Consider the following 21,324-nt stretch of genomic DNA (forward strand, 5'->3'; position numbering starts at 1 on the left):
GTGCGTTGAAATACAGAAGTCCGCGGGAGGTATATGAAGAATATCTAAGTTTTACAAAAGTTTCGTAATTTCTGTCCAATTTTTCGGGGTGCATTACAGTTAGTGCATTTTTTTATATTGAGGTATAATAATAGAGTGTATAAAATTTTTAAGGGGGAATTATATGAATTTATTAAAATTTAGTACTAATATAAAAACGGTGGAAGCATCACAACCAATTTTTCTTGAAGGAAGTAACGGCATAGGTGTTTTACTTATTCATGGTTATACTGGAAGTCCTCATGATATGAAATTTTTGGCTGAAAAATTAAATAAGGAGGGCTTTACTGTTTATGTTCCAAGACTGCCTGGTCATGGTACATCAAGCGAAGATTTTTTAAAAAGCAATCACAGAGATTGGCTTAGAAGAGTTATAGATAGTTATTTTGATTTATCTGGAAAGTGTAAAGAGGTTTATGTAGCTGGTCTTTCCATGGGTGGTGTATTAACATTAATACTTGCAAGTATTTTTAATCCGAAGAAGATTGTTAGCATTGCAGGTGCTATTTTTACTACTGAAAAAAAGATAGCTTTAACTCCTTACATCTCTCTTTTTTTGAAAAAAATGAAAAGAGAAGACTACAATGAAACTTATGAAGATAAAGATTTGCAGTATCTTTCAAAAGAATATTGGTCATACAATTGGCCACTTCAGGCAAAGTATTTGTATAAATTAATGAAAATTGCTAGAAAAAGATTAAAATATATAAATTCTGATATTTTAATTCTTGCATCAGAAAAGGATTTGACGGTCCCGCTAGAAGCTGCGCATTATATTTATAACAACGTTTCTTCAAAGAACAAAGAGTTGAAAATCTTTAAAAAAACGGGGCATGTAATGACAAATGATATAGAAAAAGAAGAGGTTGCAGAAACAATTATTGAATGGTTTAAAAAATAGGAGGTGGGATTATAAAGCTCTTTACCGTTGGTCCTGTTGAAATGGAAGAAGAAATTTTAGATATAGGTGGAAAGCCTATACCATATTTTAGGACATCTGAATTTTCTAAAATGATGTTTGAGATAGAGGAGATTTTTAAAGAGGTAATAGATGCGCCTAAAGATTCAAAATTTGCACTTTTGACTGCTTCAGGTACGGGTGCAATGGAAGCGGCTGTAATGAATATTTTTTCGGAAAAAGATAAAGTACTTGTGGTTAACGGAGGAACTTTCGGTGATAGATTTGCTAAGCTTTGTAAAATTCACCAAATTAGTTATGATGAAATTAAATTATCCTTTGGTGAAAAACTCACAAAAGATCATTTAAAAAAATTTAATGGAAGAGATTATACAGGGCTTTTAGTAAATATTCATGAAACATCAACGGGGCAATTGTATGATATAGAACTTTTATCAGAATTTTGCCGTCAGAATAACATGATGTTTGTTGTTGATGCAATTAGTTCTTTTTTAGCCGATGAATTTAGCATGAAAAAGTATAATGTGGATTGTGTGATTTTAAGTTCTCAAAAAGCTTTAGCCCTTGCTCCTGGGTTATCATTTTTGTTTTTAAGTAATAGAGCTTATACAAAAGTTTTAGAAAACGAAGTTAAAAGTATGTATTTCGACCTAAAAGATTATTTTCAAAACATGGAGAGAGGCCAAACGCCGTTTACTCCAGCCGTTTCAATTGTTTATCAATTATATGCAAAATTAAAGAGTATAAAAGAAAATGGAGTAGAAAGTTATATTTTAAAATCAAAAAATCTTGCACAGCATTTTAGAGAAAGTGTTAAATCACTTGTTAAAATACCAGATTATCCACTTTCAAATGCTCTAACGCCAATTTTAGTTGACAATGCATTTGATATATTTTTAAGGCTAAAAGAGGAAGGAATATACGTGACACCAAGCGGAGGAAAGTTAAAAGACAAGCTTCTTAGAATCGGACATATAGGTAATCTTACAAAAAAGGATAATGAAGTTTTGATATCATATCTAGAAAGGATGGTAAAATGAAAGCTATACTTCTCGCTGCAGGAAAAGGGACAAGAATTTCTAGAAAGATATCTAATATTCCAAAATCTCTTGTTGATATAAAAGGCAAGCCACTTATATTAAGAACAATTGAGATGTTGAAGCAGAATAAAATAGATGTTTCTGTGATTTTAGGATATAGAAGGGAGTTATTTTTAGAAATTCTTGATGAAGTTAAAATTTATTATAACCCTTTTTATTCTGTCACCAATAGTATAGCTTCACTTTGGTTTGCAAAGGATGAATTTTCTGAGAAAGAAGATATAATAGTTGCAAATGCTGATGTTTACTGGGATGAACAAATTTTGAAAACGTTGTGTAATTCAAAAGAAGACATTTTAATGTTATACGATTCTTCTAGGAAAGAAGAAGGTGATTATTTATTTTATGTAGAGGATAATATACTAAAAGATCACGGAAAAGAGCTCTTGCCTGAAAAAATTTCAGGGGAATATGTAGGTGTGTCTATAATAAGAAAGGAATTTCAAGCAAAGTTTAGAGAAAGATTAGAGCTTTTGGTTTCTCAAGAAAAGTACGATCTTTGGTGGGAAAATGTTTTGTATTCTTTCATTGAAGAAAGAAATGTTTATGTTAAAGATATTAAGGGGTTATTCTGGGGAGAAGTAGATTATATAGAAGATTACTATAGGATTGTAGATCATCTTAATGGACTTGAGGAGGAAAGATGAGATATAGAGAGATTATGAAGTATTTTGATACTCCAGCTGCCCCCATTTGTTATGTTTTTGTTGATAGGGTGGCTTCAATTTTTGTTTGGCTTAATGTTAACTTTTTGAAGATACATCCCAATTATATCAGTATTTTATCTGGAATTTTTACAGTGTTTTCTGTTGTTAATTTTTCAAAAGGCTTATTTATTAAAGGCGCTCTTTTTTATTTTTTTGCTTTTTTATTTGATGCTATTGATGGGCCTTCGGCGAGGGCATTAAATAAAACGTCTATGTTAGGAGTAATACTTGAAGTTTGGACAGATTCTTTAAGACTTGTTGGTAGTACTGCTGGGATTTCGTGGTACTTGTATAAAAGTACTTTGGATGAGAGATGGTTGTTGATATTATTTATATGGCTTGTTTCATTTTCAGCAGGGCTTTGGCTTTACCCTAAAGCAAAAGAAAGCTTTAAAGATTTTAAGAAAGAAAAGAAAGTTGAAGGATACTACATTTCACCTGTCCCTACCTGGATGGACTATGAAATGATGGCATTTTTCTTTTTACCGTTGTTTGGTCAAGTTAAGTTAGGTATGTACATACTTGTGATTGGTTATTTTATTTCTTCACTTGGTATGTCAGGCTACTTGCTCTTTTTAGGAGGCAAAAAGAAAGAATGAAGAAAAAATTAATATTAAACGCAATAATTGCAGTTGTACTTAGTTTGGGATTAATAATTGCCATACAATTTTTTCAAGGCGATATATCTGGATTAAAAAATATACCAGCATATATATTTGTTTATACGCTAGTAGGTTATATTTTAATGTACCTAATTGGAGGACTTAGCACAAAAATATTTTTAAAGGTTCTTGGATACAAAGTAAGGTATATAGACTGTTTTGAAAATTATTTTTTTGGTAACTTTTTTTCTTACATTACACCCCTCTATGTTGGAGGACAGCCTTTTCAGATTTATCATCTTTCAAAATTAGGTGTTAAGAGTGAAGATGGTACAAATTTTATTTCGACAAGGTTATTTGAGACTTTTGTTGTAAATATAATTTTGGATGTTTGGATTTTTAAATACGCATTTAAAAATTTGAATTTTGGAAATGTTAGTAAATTTATAATTTTAATTGGTTTTATAGTTCAAGTTGCATTGACTATATCGATTTTAATTTTCATGTTTTTTCCGCAAATCTTTCGTTTTTTAATAAAACCGATATCAAAATTATTTAAACTGGATTTGACAAAGTTGGAAAATTGGCTTTCAAATCTAAAAGAAAGTGTCTTTAATATGTGGAATAAAAATGCGTACATAGTTTTGATTGATACGGCATTTTGGTTTGTGATAGTTTGTTTGCATGCCGTGCCATTTTACCTCATGTTCAAGCATTTTGCACATATAGATATTTCTTTTTTGAGACTGGTGGGAATTTTATCACTAATAAACACAGTCGCATATTTTGCCCCTACTCCTGGTGCAGCAGGAGGAATTGAAGGTATGTATCAACTATCTTTAAGAGGAATTATTTCTTCGTCTATAATTTCTCGTGCTATACTTTTGTGGAGGCTTTTTAGCTATTACATTCCAATATTTTTAGGACTTGTATTCATATGGCGTATTAAGGATTGGACGCAAAGATAAAATATATGATCTTTTTATACAAAACAATTTTTTAGCAAATTTTATATTCAAATTACGCTAAAAAAATACTACCACCATCTTTTTACTCTTTCCTTTTTTAGAGGAACCTTTTTTAATATATAAGCACTTTCAATTTTGGCATTTTCATATATTTTTTGCGTTGGACGTCTTGAAATAACATTTAGTACGTTAAACACAAAGATAGTTGGAGAAACATACTTTTGTGTTTTAACAGATGCAAATATAGGAATTGCAAGTAATCTAAGTATACCTTCAATTACAAAATATATTTGTATACCAAAAATATGGTAGTTATTAATGTAGAAATTGTATTTGTTAAATATTGCAGCAAAGTATCCTCCAGATATTGACCCTATAAGTCCACCTAGTCCTCCAAAAAAACCGAATACTGCAAAATACATGGGAGATATTCTCTTTGCTGCTTCCATTGGAAGTATTAATAGTGAAAGGTTTATTGCAGCCCAGCCTATTCCAGATATTACGGCATCAAGCCCCATTGCAAATGGCCAATATTTTTCATTCATTAGTATCCAGATAAATGGTGTAAAAGATACAATCAGTATGCCAGAGATCATAACAGTTTTATTTCCTAATTTATCACTCATTTTACCCCATATAAAATAGAAAAGCATGGATATGAGTGTCATTACTATGGTTGCATAACTTATATATGTCATGGGAATATGAAGGTTTTTAAGCTGGTGGTATGAGAAAAATGGTGCGGTTAATAATAAAATAAAATTCCAATACATGTTTGCAAATGCTAGTTTCAAGAAGTTTTTTTCGCTAAAAACTTCTTTTAATTCACTAATAGTTCCTAAAGTCTTTAAAGGTGGATCATCTACGGGAATTAGTGATATAAGTCCCAAAATTGTTCCTATTAACGTTATTGAGATTACATATATATAATTATATGGTTCAGGAACATTGTCTATAATATATGAAAATAGATAGAAAATTAGCAACGTTGAAAAAGAAATTAAAACACTTCTAATGCCAAAATATCTTCCCCTTTTTTCAGATGGAATTATATCTGAAACAAGCGAAGACCAAGTGTTACCTGCCAATGAAGTAAAAGCTTGTGAAACGGCAAATGTAATTATTAAAATCATAGGGGATTTTTTACCAAGCATTATTGATATGACAACAACAAACCAAAGTAGTTTGAATGAATTAAATAACATTAAAAGTCTTTTTCTGCGTTTGAATTTTTCAATAATAGAAGGAGTGACTATTTGAAGTAGTTGGAATACCATAGGAAAGGCAGCTGTTATCCCCAAAAGCACTTCATTAAAATTAAAGAAAAGTGCAATAGAGGTAAAAACAACTCCTTGAGTTAAAATAAAATAAAAATTTGAAAATATTCCTTCTACTATTAATAAAGAATCATTTTTGGTCATCCTTTAATAACCCCCAGAGGAATTAATTTGGCAACTTTTTTAGAAAGATTTAATTTGTCTACAATTTCAATCACTCTGTCTATTTCCTTATACGCATCTGGAGCCTCTTCTAATATTGTTTTTTTAGATTTACTTTTAACTATTATACCTCTTTTTTGAAGGTTTGAAAGTACTTGATTTAAATTAAGTTTTTTTAAAGCTTGTCTTCTGCCTAAAACTCTCCCTGCTCCGTGGGCTGTGGATGAGAATGCAAAATTTTCGTTTGTTCCTACCATTACATACGAAGCAGTTCCCATATTGCCAGGAATTAAAACAGGTTGCCCAATAGATTTATATTTTTCAGGAATATCTGGATGATATGGTCCAAAAGCTCTTGTGGCACCTTTTCTATGGACTATTAACTTTTGATTGTCGTGTTTTTCAACCTTTGCAATATTGTGTGCAACATCGTACACGATTTCAACTTTTGAAAATTTGGAGAAAACTTTTCTTATGTAGTGGGTAATAATTTGTCTATTAGAAAATGCATAATTTGCGGCACAATTCATTGCAGAATAATATTTTTGACCTAGATCACTATCAAAATAAGCGTATGCAAGTTGTTTGTCTGGAAGGTCGTTATGTAAATTTCTCATAAGCTTTATATAATCAGTTGCAATTTGGTGTCCGAAGCCTCTGCTACCTGTGTGAATCATTATTACTATATGATTTTTATAAAGCCCCAAAATATTTGCTTTTTTCTCATCATATATTTCTTCAACTTTTTGAATTTCAATAAAGTGATTTCCTGCACCAAGTGTACCTAGTTCTTCCCTGCCTCTTTCATATGCTGTTTTAGAGATATCTTCCATACTTGCAGGAGAAATACTTCCAAAATCTTCAATGTATTCTAAATCTTCAGAAAGTCCACATCCCATTTCAATTGCTCTTTTGGCGCCTTCTTCTATTATTTTTTTAAAGGATTTTTTATCAAATTTTTTTGATGTTGCTCCAACTCCAACGGGTATTACATCGTAGAGCTCTTTAATAGTGCTCTCTATATATTTTTTAAAGTCATTATAGTCTATTTGCGTTTTAAGCAATCTAACTCCACAGTTAATGTCAAATCCTACGCCGCCAGGGCTTATAATGTTAGAAAAGGCAGCAACACCTCCAATTGGAAATCCATATCCCCAATGAATATCGGGCATTGCATAAGCGGCTTTCACTATAGTTGGAAGAGAAGCCACGTTTTTAAGTTGTTCAATTGCTTCGGATATTTCTGATAAGTTGTCGGTTAAAACAAAAGCATCAACTTTCATATTCCCGGTCTTTTTTATTTTATGAATATACATTCTTATCCACCCCACAACTTAATAATTTCATTTGACAGGTCAGATTCATTGATTTGACTGGTTAAAAACTCTCCTATGATTTTTGCAGGTCTATTTGAAAGAACGTATATTTTATCCGATAACATTAATGCTTCTTTTAAATCATGGGTTACAAGAATAGTAGTTATATGATTTTTATCTATTTGAGTGTTTAGATCCTTTATTAAATTCCATTTTATGTGGATATCAAGAGATGAAAATGGTTCATCAAGTAATAATAAATCTGGTTCGACAAGTAGCGCCCTTGCAAGATTTGTCCTTTGCTTCATGCCTCCGCTAAGTTTAATAGGATAATAGTCTTTAAATTCGTATAGTTTTAGGGATTTAAGAATATTATCAATTTTTTTACTATCTTCAGATACAAATTTAAGATTTTCATATATTGTTTTCCAGGGAATAAGTCTTGGTTCTTGAAAGATATAACCTATTTTATCAAATTTTTTCTCAATTTTTCCTTCGGCATCCTCTAGACCTGCTATTATCCTCAAAAGTGTAGTTTTACCACATCCGGAGGGGCCAAGAAGTGCGACTTTTTCACCTTTAGATATTGAAAGGTTTATGTTTTTAAAAATGCATAATTTTCCAAAGTTTTTGGAGACATTTTCTAATTTAAGAAGCATAATAAAATTCCTTCCTTTTTATAATGAATTTTATTAGCCTTTCAGAAGATATACCCAATAGTATAGCAAATATAGTTAAAGCATATACTTTTGGAACGTTTACATATTGTCTTGCCCAAGCAATTTGTACACCAATACCTTCGTTTCCTGCTAGATACTCAGAGACTATTATAACTTTCCATATGTTTCCAGAGATAACCTCTAATGCGGTAAATAAAAAAGGGATTACCGAACCTATATAGATATCTTTTACTATTCTCTTTTTTGGAACTTTATAAACATATGCCATTTCAATTAATTTCTTGTCAGTATTTTTGACTCCTTGAGCTATTGCAAATGTTGTATTTGGTAGAAGAGATAGAACAGTTATTACAATCGGTCCTTTAAAACCAATCCCCCAAACAAATATTACTAAGACAAGCCAGGATATAACAGGCACTGACTGAAAAATAGTAAATGCAGGTCTAAAAAGTTCGTATAGTACATCAAAAATTCCCATTAAAAAGCCAAAGAAAAAACCAAGAATGATTGTAAAAGCCAGTGCAATAATACCTTTAAGTACTGTGGAAAGCAGAGAAGACCATAAGGTTTTGGTTTGGACAAGATCAATAAAGACCCTCCCTACAGAGATTGGTGTAGGGAGGATGAGTTGAGAATCTATTATTATCGAAAAAATCCACCAAATAAGTATGAATAAAATTAATCCGTATAAAAATTTCATTTTAGATAGAAACCCTCGTCAGGAACTTGTGGAATGCCTTCAGGATAAAGTTCATGCATTGTTTTTAAAAAGTTGTGAACTTCATTTTTACATTCATTAATTGGTATATACTTAAATGTTGTTCTTTCCAGTGATTTTTTTAGAATAGCAGATGGTATAGGAAGATATTTACTTGTAATTTCAAGTGCTTCATCTATATGACTATTTGCATATTCAACGCTTTTTTTGAATGTTTTTTCAACATCGTTTATTACATTTTCAAATTCAGTAATTTTACCTACTACAAATAGTCCTGCAATAGGAATACCTAATGATGAATTTGATATTTTATTCCATTCTTGTTGGAAGTCAAGAACTATTTTTCCACTATCAAGGCACATTGATACAAAAGGTTCTGGAAGAGCTGCAAAATTAATTTTCTTAGACTTAAAAAGTGCTACAATTTCTTGAGGAGCTGCATATGCAAATTTTACGTCAACATCTGGCTTAAGGCCGTTTTGTACCAAAAGATATCTAAGCAAAACATCAACTGTCTGTCCACGGCCGTGAGCAGAGTATACAGTTTTTCCTTTAAGTGAACTTAAATCTTTAAAGTCTTCGTTTGCAATTAAATAAAAAACTTTCCATTCATGTACACCAACTAATTTTATATCTACTCCACTTGAATATATATTCGCTGCCGTTGTAATTGGAAGTACTACGAACTTTGAATAATTTGATGAAACCTTTGAGACTACTTCATCGAGGTTTTTCCAAAGCTCAATTGAAATTCCAACTTCTCCTTTTACTTTTTCGCCAAGTATAGGTGCTACAGGGAAAATAGTTGGGCCAAAAGGATTTAATAAACTGATTCCAAATTGTAAAATGCTAAATAATAGTATAATACTAATAACTAATTTTTTCATATACATCCCTCCCGATTAATCATTTAAAATCTTTTTTATAGCATCTTTAAATCTTTTACCCCAAAAATATTCATTGTGTTTTCCATTTTCGTCTATTCTAAAATAAATTTTAACAGAAAAATCGTTTAAAATTTCTTTCATTTTGTTTGCAAGTATTACCATTTCTTTATCTTCAAGTTTTCCTACATCCATATAGATTTTTCCTTTTGGAGGATTATCTTTTATATATTCAAAAATTTTCTCGTTTGCAAAAAAACAAAGAAGGACTCATTGCAATTGCTCCTGAAAATATTTCTGGATATTTTGCCAATGCATATAAAGATATTAAACCTCCCATAGATGAGCCACCAATGAAAGTTTTCTCTTTATTTGCTTTAAAATTATTGTCAATAAAAGGCTTGAGCGTTTCAATGATAAATTTTATGTAGGAATCGCCTTTACCACCAGCTTTAAATTTCTCATCATACCACGGGCTATACTCGGAGAGTCTATCTTTTGTGTTGTATATTCCAACAACAATGATTGGTTCAATTTCTCCGTTATTTATTAACTCATCTAATGTTTCATCTATCTTCCATTCTATTCCTATAAATGATGTTTTTTTATCAAATAGATTTTGTCCATCGTGCATATAAATTACTGGGAGGTTTTCTTTATATTTTGGTGGGATATATACAATAATATCTCTAAAATTTTTTAGTTGTGGGGAATAAAAATTTTCATATTTTATTAGCTTCCCTTTCATATCACTAAATCCTTTTACAAATAATTTTATTTTAATATTATCTTTAAAAATACGCGCAATTCTGACACTTTTAATTTCAGATTTTTCTTTGCTGCCTCTATTTACTGTAAATTTTATAACCCCAGAAAGGTCAGTCTTTAGGATATATTTTCCATTTTTAAACTCGAACTTAAAATTGGGGTCACCATATTTCCAACTATTAAAAGAACCTGCTAAAAATATGTCATCTTCAAGTTTTTCTAAGTTTTCTATTTCAAAATATACAGTATATGAAAATATGGAAATTGTAATGGATAAAGTCAAAAATATGAAAAAGAGTTTTTTCAAAAGAAAAGCCTCCTTATATATTATAACACAAAAAGGCCTCTTAGAAGAGGCCTTTTGGAGCAGGCGGTGGGACTCGAACCCACACCCTCCTCCTTACCAAGGAGGCGCTCCACCTCTTGAAGCTACGCCTGCAACCTGAAAATATTTTAACAAATTAACTTTTAATTGTCAATATCTTCGTTTTCGTCATCAACTATTTCAAAGTCGGACATTTCTTCAAACATTTTTGCAACTCTGTTAAATTCGTCTTCGTCTTCGATAGTATCAAGGAATACATTTCCTTCTTCATCAACTGTTTTCTTGAATATGTAGAGTTCTCCAAAATCTGTGATTTCTTCGTTTTCCACAAATATCTCTTCACAAGCCCAATAATCGGAACCTTCATTTTCGATTTCGGCTAGTAGTATAAAGTTGTGTTCATTTCCTTCTTCATCATAAAGTGTAAAAGCCTCTAAATGTTCATGTTCGTGTTCATGTTCATGATGGTGATCGTGCATATTACTCAACTCTCCTTTTAAAAAATTTGCTTATCAATTATAACATGAATATTATCCTTTGTATAGTACTATATTCCAAATTCAAAATTAAACGCAACTCCAAATCCTTGATATGAGTCTTTAGATGGTATTATTTTGTCTGAAGTAATAGTTATTCCAAAATTTGATTTTAACAATATAAGATCTATTCCAAGGCCTAATGTATTTGAGAATACAGAATTTTTTGAATAGTATCCGAATTTATAAAATGGTATTAAAAAGAATATTTTTTTATAAATTTCTGCTGAAAGTGTGTAACTTTTATCGAAATAGTACATACCTTCCAAGTGAAAATCTGCTAAAAATTTAAAGTTGTAATAGCCACTTAGGTTGAGCTTTGGAGAAATTTTAATTTCTTTGTCTATTGATTTAACTTCCAAATTGGTATCTACAATTTCAAATGAGAGATTTTCATAAGTTGCATCAGTAGTTATTCTTAATAATTTTGCGCTAGGTAAAGTTATAGGTTTGATTGTTATATTATTTACAAATATTCCAAGTCTACTGTTTGAATATCCTAACGAAGCTGCTATACCCGTTGGTGATTTTTTTGCTTCGTTTTCTGATTCTGTATTTATAGGAATGTATCCAATCAGGTCATAATTTAATTCTAAATTGATCTTTGATGGAGATGAGCTAGAAGTATATTTAAAATAAAATTTTTGATCTTTTTCCGAAATATATATAACAGGAGTGTATACATAGGGAGATATTGAAAGATTATTAAATTTTAATGCAACGCCTATATTTAAAAATGTGTTTGAGTAAGAAGGAATTTTAATCTCGTCGTATTCATATGTTTTATCTATTTCGATATCATTTGTTAAAAATTTAAACAAATCGTCTGGAATTGAAAGTAATAGATTCATATCCAGCTCAGCAAATGGCGTTAATGAAAATTTTCCAATTTTTATAGAAGCACTTGCATGAGTATTACCAAAAATCCCTACTCTGAATGAATTTATTTTGTTTATATCAAGAATACCATCATTTAGTAAATTATTTAAATTATCTACATTGTATATGAATTGGTAAAGGTAAGGGTTAAATGAGAAGTTTAATTTGAAAAGTTTAAAATTGTTATCGTAATTTACAAATGAAAGCGAAGTTATTGCAAATAAAAAAATGATTAGAAAGAAAAATAATTTTTTCATAAATTATTCACCTCCTAATGTGAATTCAACATTTTCAAGATTTAAATCTAGAGAAAGGTATGAAGAAGCATCAATGTATGAACTTGAATTGATTTGAATTGAAGAATCTTTTGGAATAAATATTTCAAGAAGTGTTTTTTGCTTTGTTATATCGGCAAAATCTTGTTTGGTGATAGAAATTTTAGTATTTGAGTCATCAATAAAACTAGAAAGATTACCCAATTTAAAACCTATTTTACTTAATCCTGTTTGATTTTTCCATTCTTTGAAAACAATATAAGCAGATTCAATATTTTCAAGAATTGTTGCAACAGATGTTAGATCAACTTCCTGACTTATGATACGGTAGTCGGTCTTAACAGTTCCCGATAAAGGTATTTTAACAAAGTATTTGATACCGAATTCATCATTATCACCCGGTGTACCTTTGACATATATTGTTGCAGACGCTTCAAGATTTTTCTTGTTTTCAAGTGCATTTTTTAATGTTGCACTTAAATTAGCTTCTGATGAATTTTTTGTAAGAATTATTTTTGAGTCATTTAGATAAAATGTTAATGTGGAGTCTAAATTTGTGGTAGTTGATTCAAAGTAAATTTTGAATTCTACATTGTCAAAACTGAGCATTTCAAGGGGTGATGAATCAGAAATTATAGAGAAATTCAATATAGTTGTTTTGTCAAATACATTAAATGTAGCATCACCTGAAATACCTTCAATAGGAGTTTCAATTTTTGGAGATATCTCGAAAGTATTTTCAGTAGAAACCGTAATAGGAGTCTCTGATGTAATTTTGAAACCACTATTTTCAAGAGATTCGACCATTGATGTAGTAAAATTGTTTAATTCGTAGTGTAATGTTGTAAGAGGGATTTCAACGTGATTTTTGTATTTAACTTTGATTGTTTCCGGTAACTTTTTTGGAACGTTTATTCCACATGAAAAGAGTATAAAAATTACTAAAAAGACTAAAAAAACAAATTTAATTCTTTTCATATAAACCACCTCCAAAAAATTAAGTTTCAAACTTTGGTTTTACAAATTTCTCCCAGTAGGCAACAATAAATATTAAGAGTGGGACAGCAAAAAATGTACCAACAAGACCAAATATCTGGTTAACAATAATTATGGCAATTATCATTAAAACAGGATTCAAATTAAGATTCATCTTCATAACATTTACAAAAATTATGAAAAGAGCAAGATGAATAGCTATAACGAAAATATTAACAATGATAAATCCTTTTAGGCCGAGTGTTAGCGAGAATAAAAACACCGGTACATATTCAAAAAAGACTCCAACAATTGGTATTAAGTTTGTTATACCTGCCCAAAATGATAATATGGCTGCAAGTTCCTTAAAGTAAAACGATGACACGATATAAAAAGCTATGGCTGTTATTACTGCATTAATTACTACAACATTTACAAAATTAGAAAGAGTAGAATATACTTTGTCAAAGAAAGTTGCTACATCATTTCTAATATCTTTCGGAAATAAATTAGGAAATGTGTTTTTCAACCATGAGGAGTACAGGAGGATGTATATTGTAAGTAAGATTGAGTAGAATATTGTTATAAAAAATGTAGGTGTTCCTTTTGCTATGTTATTTAGCAAAGAAGTTGTCAGATCATTCAATTTTGGCCTTATCCAATTCATAACGTCATTTACTCCGCTGAGAAGGTCTGGATTATTTTCTAGATAACTTTCCCATGCTTTATTCTCAAAGACCGAATTTATTGTAGCAATAAATTCTCCAAATTGTTGAGCTACAGATGGGATTATTAATATTATACCATAAATAATTATGAAGAAGTAAATTATTAGTCCCAAGATTATGGAACTTTTTGTAGAAATTTTAATAAGTTTGAAAAATTTGGCAATTAGATTCACAATCAAAACAGACATTAATGTAAAAACAAAGATATTAAGAATTGTATCAAAAATAATACAGAAAATCAGAAAAATTAAAGCGTATATTCCAACAAAAAAAGCAGCCTTTAAATCTTTATCCTTCATGCAGTATAATCCTCCTTGAAATGTTAGGTTCAAAATATTGTCTTATTTCCTCCAGGTTACTTGTTTTTCCAAGAACAACCATTAATTTTATCTTTGCTTTTTGCCCTATTGGATGTTCACTCATAATAGCACCTTTTTTTCTTAAATCAGCTCCTCCACCAGCATATCCATACACAGGGTATACTCTACCTTTAAAACATCTTGAGGTAATTATTACAGGTATTTGCTTTTCCTTTATAACTTCCTCAACTGCTTCTGCAACTAATGGTGGAACATTTCCTCTTCCAAATCCTTCAAGTATTATTCCTTTATAGCCTATTTCTGCTGCATATTTTAATAGCTTTCCATCATCTCCAGTAAAAGTCTTTATTAGTGCCACTCTCTCTTCTATTTTATCGACTAAAATTTTTTCCCTTGTAAGAGATTTTCTAAAGAATATGACATTATCTTCATCAACAATTCCTAAAGGACCATATCCGGGAGAATCAAAAGTTGCTACGTTGCTTGTATAAGTTTTTGTTACTTCTCTTGCAGCGTGGATTTCATCGTTTAAACAGACCATTACACCCATTTGATTTGCTTGCGGAGATAAAACTGTTAATACAGAGGAATAAACATTTCTTGGACCATCTGTTCCAAGTTCACCAATATTTCTCATAGCTGCAGTACAAACAACAGGTTTTTCAGACTTTAAAGTCAAATCTAAAAGATAAGAAGTTTCCTCAAGTGTGTCCGTACCATGGGTTACTACAACACCTATAACATCATCATCTTTTTGAATTTCATCTATGGTTCTTGAAAGTTCCCACATTTTTTGTGGAGTCATATGAGGACTTGGTATATTTGAAAATTCTCTAACTTCAATTTTAACACCAAGGTTTTTAAGCGATGGTATTTCACTTATCAAAGCATTACCCTTATCGTATGGGACAACACCTTGTTCATTTTTAACCATTGCAATTGTTCCACCGGTCGTTAATATTACCACCTTTTTCATATATAATACCTCCTCCTTACCCTACTGCCAATAATCATTCCATATATGAAACCACCTGCGTGAGCCCAATATGCAACACCTGAACCTGTTATGTTAGATAATGTTCCGTTTAGAATTTGTATAGTAAACCATATAAAAAGATAAATAAATGCGGGAATTTCAATTAAAAATGGGACAAACCATATTACCAAGGAAACAATTTTTGAATACCAAAAGTTAACAAAGTATGCTCCCATAACTGCGGAAATAGCACCTGATGCACCTACAAGAGGGTAAGGAGAAAAAAGATTAAAGGCCATATGGAAAAATAATGCAAATAATCCACCTGTTAAATAAAAAAGAAGGTAGTTAAAATGTCCCATCCTATCTTCAACGTTATCACCAAAAATCCACAAAAACCACATATTTCCAAGTATATGTGACCAACCACCGTGTACGAACATGTGTGAGATAAACGGAAAAATAGGATTTGAATAAATTATGTTTTCTATTAGATTCCATTGATAAACATATTTTATTTTATTTGTTAATACGTGAGTATATCTTAGTGGAACTACACCATAGTTAAAGAAAAATTGTTGAAGTTCAGCGTTATTAAGTATTAGTTCGTATAAAAATATGACAACATTTATAAATATAATCGTATATGTAATGTACGGCTTTTTTCTGCTAGGTATAGTATCATACAATGGAAACATAGGTTCACCATCCTTTCATTATGGCATACCATTAAGCCTTATATATAGTACTTGCCAGATCTTTAATAGTATAAAGCTGCAGATCAAAAATACAATTAACACTATAGATATTAAATTTCCTTTTCTCATTTAACCACCTTTTAGGATCCCAAAAAATTCATGAGTAATTTGGGAAAATGTATAAAGTGCTTCTGCAGAGGGGAGGTAATCTAAGAAACTATTTCTAAAGTCTATTGGATAATCACATACAATAGGGATTATATTTTTTTTTGAGTATTTTTCAAAGAGCATTATACTTCTTTTCATATGAAGAAATGAAGTTACAAGTATAATATTTTCAAAATTTTTTTCTTTTAATAGTTTTGATACGAAAATTGCGTTTTCTTTTGTTGTTCTTGCCTTATCTTCAACAATTATATCATTAATATTTATGCCTAAGGTTACCAAGATTTCTTTAATTATAGCACTTTCACTAATTCCCTTTCCAATTACACCACCACTAATTATTATTGGAGCATTGGTTTTTCTATAAATTTCAAATCCTTTTAAAAGTCTTTTAAGCGTATGATTACCTACTTCATATTTTCCATCAAAAAAAGTGATACCGCCTCCCAGTATCACAATTACCGAATTCTGTGAGTCGGGAATATTTTTTTCTTTTATATAGAAACTTTTTGATAGAAAATATACAAAAAATGGAGAAGAAATTAGATAAAAAACTATTGATAAAATAAGAAAAAATCGCCAAATTTGGCGTTTTTTTAAAAAATAATATAAAGTTAAAAGAGAAAAAAATGCTATTAAAATTCCAGGAAATTGAACAAAACTGCCGATAAACTTGTACAGGTATATCATTTTTCCCCTCCAAAAAAGTGCTTTCTTTCGGCTATCTCGTCTATATTTTTAATATCCTTTCTTTGAAGTTCTATATATTCTTTATTTTTAAACCTTTCCTTAAGCTTTTCCAAAGATTTTCTTTCTTTTCTCTTTTCAAGATAGTCTTTTAAAACTTTTTCTTCCATTAATGATATTTCGTAAAGCTTATCTTTTAAGCTTTCTATGTATTTTTCTCCAGAGTTTTTAATTTCAAGGAGCATATTCAAATATAAACCGTTTATTTGTTTTCCGAAAATTTCATTTTCCAGAGATTTTAAGTAATCTACGGTTTTTTGAATTTCCTCTTCAATTTTCTTTTTTTCCATCCTTACTTTAAAAAGCTCTTGCTTTATTAATTCTTCCTGTTTGGATGCAAAGTCAAGCAATTTTTGTAGTCTAAATTTCATATTCTTCTAAAAAATTCGAGAGTATTTTTACATATTGTTCTAGAATTTTTTTACTTTCACTTGAAAAGGAAATCCCTGAAAAATTATCTATTGAAATATTTCCAATAACGTTATTTCCAACCTTGAATACTCCCAAAAGTGGTCTAAAATTTGGATCGAACATACCGTATTTTTTAAATGTTTCTGCAAGCGGGCTTGTTGAAACTAGATCTTTTGCCCCTTCAATTTCGAATACTGTGTATCCTTCTTTTATCATTTCCTCAATTTTTTGACCATATGAGGATTTTTCTGGTGGAAATTCAAGTTTTGTAGCATCTTTGTATCCTACTTCGGCAACACATTTGTACTTTCCATCTTTTATTAACCACACGGTTCCTTTTTCTGCTTCAGGTATAATTTGAACAATATCTTCAAGCACTTTTTGGAGAAAATCTTCAAGCTTTTCTTTTTTCCATGAAATAACAGCTTCAACCATTTTTTCCATGGTTGTATAATATTGTTTTTTTCTTGCTTCGTTTTCTATCTTTGACAAAACATTTTCAACTTTTGGCAATATTAAAGGAACTATATAATTAGTAAGTTTAAGTGTAATTGGAGAGCTATTGATTACAACTTTGTACTCGTCAAATGGTATGACAATGTATTTTACAGTATTTACACTAAACTCCTTTATTCCTTCCTTGGTCATTGCTTTCAAACACACATTTTCTGGAAAGAAACTTTTAATAATTTCATTATTTTTTATTAATGCATACTTGTCTAAATGCATTTTTTCCTGAACTTTATCAAGGAGCCTTTCAACAAAAAAGTCTTTACTCTCAAGTGGTGATACTAAAAGTTCTCTAATTATTTCCGACACTTTTAGGTTGGCTTGAAGTACTAAATCGTTAAAATATCTCTTTGTTTCGTCAAATTCAATTCCTGCAACGCCGTATGTTCCATCACCAAGCCTAATTGGAATAACCACGACTCTGAAAAATTTGTCGTTATATTCTTTTTCGTATTCTTGATTTTTTTTCGATTTGATAACTTTTGTTTCGATTTTTTCGGAAATAGTATTTCCGAAAATTTTTTGATCGGTTTTTCCTATGACCTTTCTATCATCAAGTTCATAAGTTTTTTTCCATTCCTTGTTAATCCAGACATATCTGAATTTATTGTCTTTTATAAATGCTGGTGATGGAAGTCTTTCAAAAAATTGTTGTAAATAGAATAGATGCCTCATACTACCTCCTCCAATCTTACTGGAACAATAGTTGAAATGTCATCAACTTTTGTAATTCCAACCATTATTTCTGCCGCTTCCATTACATTCTTCTTGTGCGTTATTAGTAAAATCTGTGCGTTTGAGTTTTGCAATAGCGTTTTGAATCTTTCGGCGTTAAATTCATCTAATGGAGCATCTGGTTCGTCTAGAACGTAAAGTGCACTTGGTTGAGCTTCAAGAAGTGACATTAAAAGCGCTAGGCCGACCAATGCTTTTTCGCCACCCGATAAAAGCTGCAACTTTTGTGCTCTGCTATTAGCTTTTGAAATAACTATTTCTATACCACTTTCTAAAACGTTTTCTTTATCAAGAAGTTTTATATCGCCTTTTCCGCCAAAAAACAGCTCTTCTATGTATTTTTTAAATGTCTTTCTTACAGTATTAAAGGTATTCATAAACACCTGTGTTGCTTCTTCATCTGTTTTTTCTATCAATTCAATTAACTTTTGTTTTGCATTTTCAAGGTCCTTTTTTTGAAGCTCAAGCTCTTCGTATTTTTTTACAACTTCTTTGTATTCTTCTTCGGCCTCAAAATCAACGGGCCCGATGTATTTTATTTTATTTTCAAGATCATTCATTTCTTTTTTTATGTTATTTACTTCCTCTTCTGAAATCCTTATGACTTTTCTGTATTTTTCATCTATATTTTCAATTTTCATCTTTTTAGCTTGTATTTCAAGCTCAAGAGAATGCATTTTTTCCCTGAGCTTTTCAGTTTCTTCGCGTAGTTTTTCCATTTTTTCTTCCACTTCTTTTAATTCTTTTACTTTATCATTTTTTCCACTCTTATCTTCATTCATGCTTTTGAATAAAGCTTCAGTTTCTGATTTTAAAGTATTTAATTCTTGTTCTAATTCTTTTATGTTTTCTTCAATTGAGTCAATTTCGTCTCTCAAACTTTTTGCTTCTTTAGAAAAAGTAGATATTTCTACTTCAATTTCATCTTTTCTTTTCAAAGCTCTTGTAATTTCACCTTCGTATTGTAATTTTCTTTCGTGCAATGTTCGAATTTCGCTTTGAAGTTCCATGTATTTTTCATTAATCTCTTCCAATTTCTCTTTATCTTCAAACATTTCTTTGTTTGAATCTTCCAACTCTTTCTTTAAAAGTTTTAATGTATTGTTAGAACTTTTTATTTCAGACTCTATAACTTTTATCCTTTCATTCATTCCCTGGACTTTTAATGAATAATCGTTTTTTAACTTTTCAAGATTTTTAATTTCTTTACTAAGTTCACTTTCAGATCTTACTAATTCTTGTAAAAGCCTTTTTGAAGATGAGCTTTTACTTGAATATTCTAAAAGTTCGCTATTTACTACTTCACTGTAATTTCTAAGTTCATCTAGTTTTATCTTAAGATTCTCTAGTTTTTTTGTTATTTCCTCTTCTATCTTTTCTTTTTCAGTAAGTTCGTTTTTTAAATTTTCTAGTAAGTTTTTTCTGGCAAGAAATGACGTAGAATTTTCATATTTTCCTCCTGTCATTGCACCACTTGAACTTATTATTTCACCGTCTAAAGTTGCTATTCTTAGATTGTATTTTCTTTTTATATCTACAGCAATATCTATATTTTCTACTACAATGTCATTTCCAAATAGATAATTTAATAATTTTTCTTTTTCGTCTATTTTTACTTTGACAAGATTTTTGGCAAAGTCAATTGCGTTTTTTGGAAGGTTGATATTAGATGACTTTGCAGATATTAAATCCAAAGGAATAATAGTTACCCTACCGATTTTATTGTTTTTTGCAAAATTTAATATTTTTTTTGCAACCTCGGCACTTTCAACTACTATATGTTGTAATCTTCCTCCCAATAAAGCTTCAATAGCTTCTACATATTTTTCATCTGTTTCTATAATGTTTGCAACAACGTCAATAATACCCGGGAATTGATCTTTTTGTTCAAAAATCCTTTTAATAGCATTTGAAAATCCTTGATATTCATTTAATTGCTTTTGAATGACAAAAATCTCAGATTGTATTTCTTTTTTTCTGTGGACAATTTTTTCAAGGTTTTCTTTTAAAAACTCTCTTTGACCTGCTATGGATTGCATTTCCTGCTTTAATTGTTCTATTTCTCCAAGCAATTCCTTTGTCTTTTTATCATATTTTTCTGAGTTTTGAGAAAGCTCATTTATTTCTTCGTTAAGTTCATTTGATCTTTCTAGCTTTGTTTCAAGTTGTTCTTCAACCATATTTAGTCTTTCTGTTAAATCAATTATTGATTCTGTTAGAGATTTTTTTTCGTTTTCAAGTTTATTCAAACTTTTTTCTAGTTCATCGTATTCATTTTTCTTTTTTAAAAGACTCATCTCTTTTTCAGAGTATTTTGAAGTTAATAAATTTCTTTCTTCTTCTACTTTTGATAAAATTTCTTCTTTTTCAAAGAGTTCTTTTTTTAAACTTTCAAGAATTAGATGTATTTCTTTTTCTCTTTCTGAGATTCTTTGAGTTTCTTCTTTTAGTGAATCAATTTTTGCCATTTTTTCAACATAAATACTTTTAAGATCGTTAAGTCTGTTTGTATATGAGTTTTTTAGTTCAAGTAGTTGGTTTTGTCTTTGCTTTTGAGTTTCAAGAAGACTGGTAAAGTCTTCCATTTTTTTATTTAGTTTATTAAATTCTTCTCTTAGGATCGACCATCGGCTTTCTGTTTCTGCAAGTTCATTTATCTTTTCTTTATATAGTTTTTTATTTTTTAAATATTCTTCTTCCAATTCTTTTAGCTTCTCAGATTCGAAGGTGTAAATAGCTCCAAAGTATTTTTCTCTTAAGGCTTCTAACTTTTCAGAATATTCGCGGTATTTTTCAGCCTTTTTAACCTTTATATATAGGCTTTTTTTATTTCGTTCAATTTCATAAATTATATCTTTTAGCCTTTCTATGTTTGCTTCTGTACCTGCTAGCTTTGAAAGAGCT

22 protein-coding genes and 1 tRNA gene are annotated in these 21,324 nt (G+C 30.0%); 5 read left to right on the forward strand and 18 right to left on the reverse strand.

From position 1 onward, the window contains the following. Positions 1-163: 163 nt before the first annotated feature. Genes JG780_RS06505 through JG780_RS06525 form a run of 5 tightly spaced genes read left to right on the forward strand, consistent with a single transcriptional unit; the run spans position 164 to position 4,335 of the window. A complete protein-coding gene (locus tag JG780_RS06505) occupies positions 164-940 on the forward strand; it encodes an alpha/beta hydrolase (protein ID WP_287569661.1) in 777 nt (258 codons plus the stop codon). A 41-nt stretch (positions 941-981) separates the two neighbouring features. After that, entirely contained in the window at positions 982-1,998 is a 1,017-nt protein-coding gene (locus JG780_RS06510) for a pyridoxal-phosphate-dependent aminotransferase family protein (RefSeq protein WP_287569664.1), read from the forward strand. Beyond that, entirely contained in the window at positions 1,995-2,705 is a 711-nt protein-coding gene (locus JG780_RS06515) for a phosphocholine cytidylyltransferase family protein (RefSeq protein WP_287569666.1), read from the forward strand. The genes JG780_RS06510 and JG780_RS06515 overlap by 4 nt, the downstream gene beginning before the upstream one ends. Further along, positions 2,702-3,364, forward strand: coding sequence for a CDP-alcohol phosphatidyltransferase family protein (locus JG780_RS06520; protein ID WP_287569668.1), 663 nt, complete (start codon positions 2,702-2,704; stop codon positions 3,362-3,364). The genes JG780_RS06515 and JG780_RS06520 overlap by 4 nt, the downstream gene beginning before the upstream one ends. Further along, positions 3,361-4,335: a lysylphosphatidylglycerol synthase transmembrane domain-containing protein gene (locus tag JG780_RS06525; RefSeq protein WP_012580020.1), complete on the forward strand. Its 975-nt coding sequence runs from the start codon at positions 3,361-3,363 to the stop codon at positions 4,333-4,335. The genes JG780_RS06520 and JG780_RS06525 overlap by 4 nt, the downstream gene beginning before the upstream one ends. A 68-nt stretch (positions 4,336-4,403) precedes the next feature. On the opposite strand, the gene JG780_RS06530 is transcribed toward JG780_RS06525, so the two are convergent. From JG780_RS06530 to smc, 18 genes are all read right to left on the reverse strand, one after another. Further along, positions 4,404-5,756 (reverse strand): MFS transporter, encoded by a 1,353-nt coding sequence (locus JG780_RS06530; protein ID WP_004101239.1) that lies wholly within the window; start codon positions 5,754-5,756, stop codon positions 4,404-4,406. Next, positions 5,753-7,090: an RtcB family protein gene (locus JG780_RS06535; protein ID WP_114702681.1), complete on the reverse strand. Its 1,338-nt coding sequence runs from the start codon at positions 7,088-7,090 to the stop codon at positions 5,753-5,755. Before JG780_RS06535 ends, JG780_RS06530 begins: the two co-directional genes overlap by 4 nt. Positions 7,091-7,092: 2 nt before the next feature. After that, positions 7,093-7,749 (reverse strand): ATP-binding cassette domain-containing protein, encoded by a 657-nt coding sequence (locus JG780_RS06540; protein WP_004101243.1) that lies wholly within the window; start codon positions 7,747-7,749, stop codon positions 7,093-7,095. Further along, positions 7,739-8,470: an ABC transporter permease gene (locus tag JG780_RS06545; RefSeq protein WP_004101245.1), complete on the reverse strand. Its 732-nt coding sequence runs from the start codon at positions 8,468-8,470 to the stop codon at positions 7,739-7,741. The genes JG780_RS06540 and JG780_RS06545 overlap by 11 nt, the downstream gene beginning before the upstream one ends. Then, positions 8,467-9,375 carry an ABC transporter substrate-binding protein gene (locus tag JG780_RS06550; protein WP_012580024.1) on the reverse strand — a complete coding sequence of 303 codons (909 nt, stop codon included), beginning with the start codon at positions 9,373-9,375 and terminating at the stop codon, positions 8,467-8,469. The genes JG780_RS06545 and JG780_RS06550 overlap by 4 nt, the downstream gene beginning before the upstream one ends. 15 nt (positions 9,376-9,390) lie before the next feature. After that, complete coding sequence (locus JG780_RS06555) at positions 9,391-9,567, reverse strand: hypothetical protein (protein WP_287569675.1); 177 nt, start codon at positions 9,565-9,567, stop codon at positions 9,391-9,393. Between the two features lie 37 nt (positions 9,568-9,604). Further along, entirely contained in the window at positions 9,605-10,447 is an 843-nt protein-coding gene (locus tag JG780_RS06560; RefSeq protein ID WP_287569676.1) for an alpha/beta hydrolase, read from the reverse strand. Positions 10,448-10,502: 55 nt separating this feature from the next. Then, positions 10,503-10,579, reverse strand: a tRNA-Thr gene (locus JG780_RS06565). Positions 10,580-10,608: 29 nt separating this feature from the next. Then, positions 10,609-10,944: a DUF1292 domain-containing protein gene (locus JG780_RS06570; protein WP_114702684.1), complete on the reverse strand. Its 336-nt coding sequence runs from the start codon at positions 10,942-10,944 to the stop codon at positions 10,609-10,611. A 68-nt stretch (positions 10,945-11,012) separates the two neighbouring features. After that, positions 11,013-12,137: a hypothetical protein gene (locus JG780_RS06575; protein WP_287569678.1), complete on the reverse strand. Its 1,125-nt coding sequence runs from the start codon at positions 12,135-12,137 to the stop codon at positions 11,013-11,015. Between the two features lie 3 nt (positions 12,138-12,140). Beyond that, positions 12,141-13,133 (reverse strand): hypothetical protein, encoded by a 993-nt coding sequence (locus JG780_RS06580; protein WP_012580028.1) that lies wholly within the window; start codon positions 13,131-13,133, stop codon positions 12,141-12,143. 19 nt (positions 13,134-13,152) lie between these two features. After that, positions 13,153-14,157, reverse strand: a complete 1,005-nt coding sequence (locus JG780_RS06585; protein ID WP_012580029.1) for an AI-2E family transporter — start codon at positions 14,155-14,157, stop codon at positions 13,153-13,155. After that, positions 14,147-15,154, reverse strand: coding sequence for an asparaginase (locus tag JG780_RS06590; RefSeq protein WP_287569683.1), 1,008 nt, complete (start codon positions 15,152-15,154; stop codon positions 14,147-14,149). The genes JG780_RS06585 and JG780_RS06590 overlap by 11 nt, the downstream gene beginning before the upstream one ends. Then, entirely contained in the window at positions 15,151-15,852 is a 702-nt protein-coding gene (locus JG780_RS06595; protein WP_012580031.1) for a rhomboid family intramembrane serine protease, read from the reverse strand. Before JG780_RS06595 ends, JG780_RS06590 begins: the two co-directional genes overlap by 4 nt. A gap of 129 nt (positions 15,853-15,981) precedes the next feature. Further along, positions 15,982-16,707, reverse strand: a complete 726-nt coding sequence (locus JG780_RS06600) for a YdcF family protein (protein WP_287569685.1) — start codon at positions 16,705-16,707, stop codon at positions 15,982-15,984. Continuing rightward, entirely contained in the window at positions 16,704-17,135 is a 432-nt protein-coding gene (gene fliJ, locus JG780_RS06605; protein WP_041427206.1) for a flagellar export protein FliJ, read from the reverse strand. The genes JG780_RS06600 and fliJ overlap by 4 nt, the downstream gene beginning before the upstream one ends. After that, positions 17,125-18,360: a PAS domain-containing protein gene (locus JG780_RS06610; protein ID WP_287569687.1), complete on the reverse strand. Its 1,236-nt coding sequence runs from the start codon at positions 18,358-18,360 to the stop codon at positions 17,125-17,127. Before JG780_RS06610 ends, fliJ begins: the two co-directional genes overlap by 11 nt. After that, positions 18,357-21,324 (reverse strand): chromosome segregation protein SMC (gene smc, locus JG780_RS06615; protein WP_287569689.1); only part of this gene is annotated, 2,968 nt, incomplete at its 5' end. The genes smc and JG780_RS06610, both read right to left, overlap by 4 nt.

Source organism: Thermosipho sp. (in: thermotogales) (assembly GCF_020054775.1).
Taxonomy (GTDB): Bacteria; Thermotogota; Thermotogae; order Thermotogales; family Fervidobacteriaceae; genus Thermosipho; species Thermosipho africanus.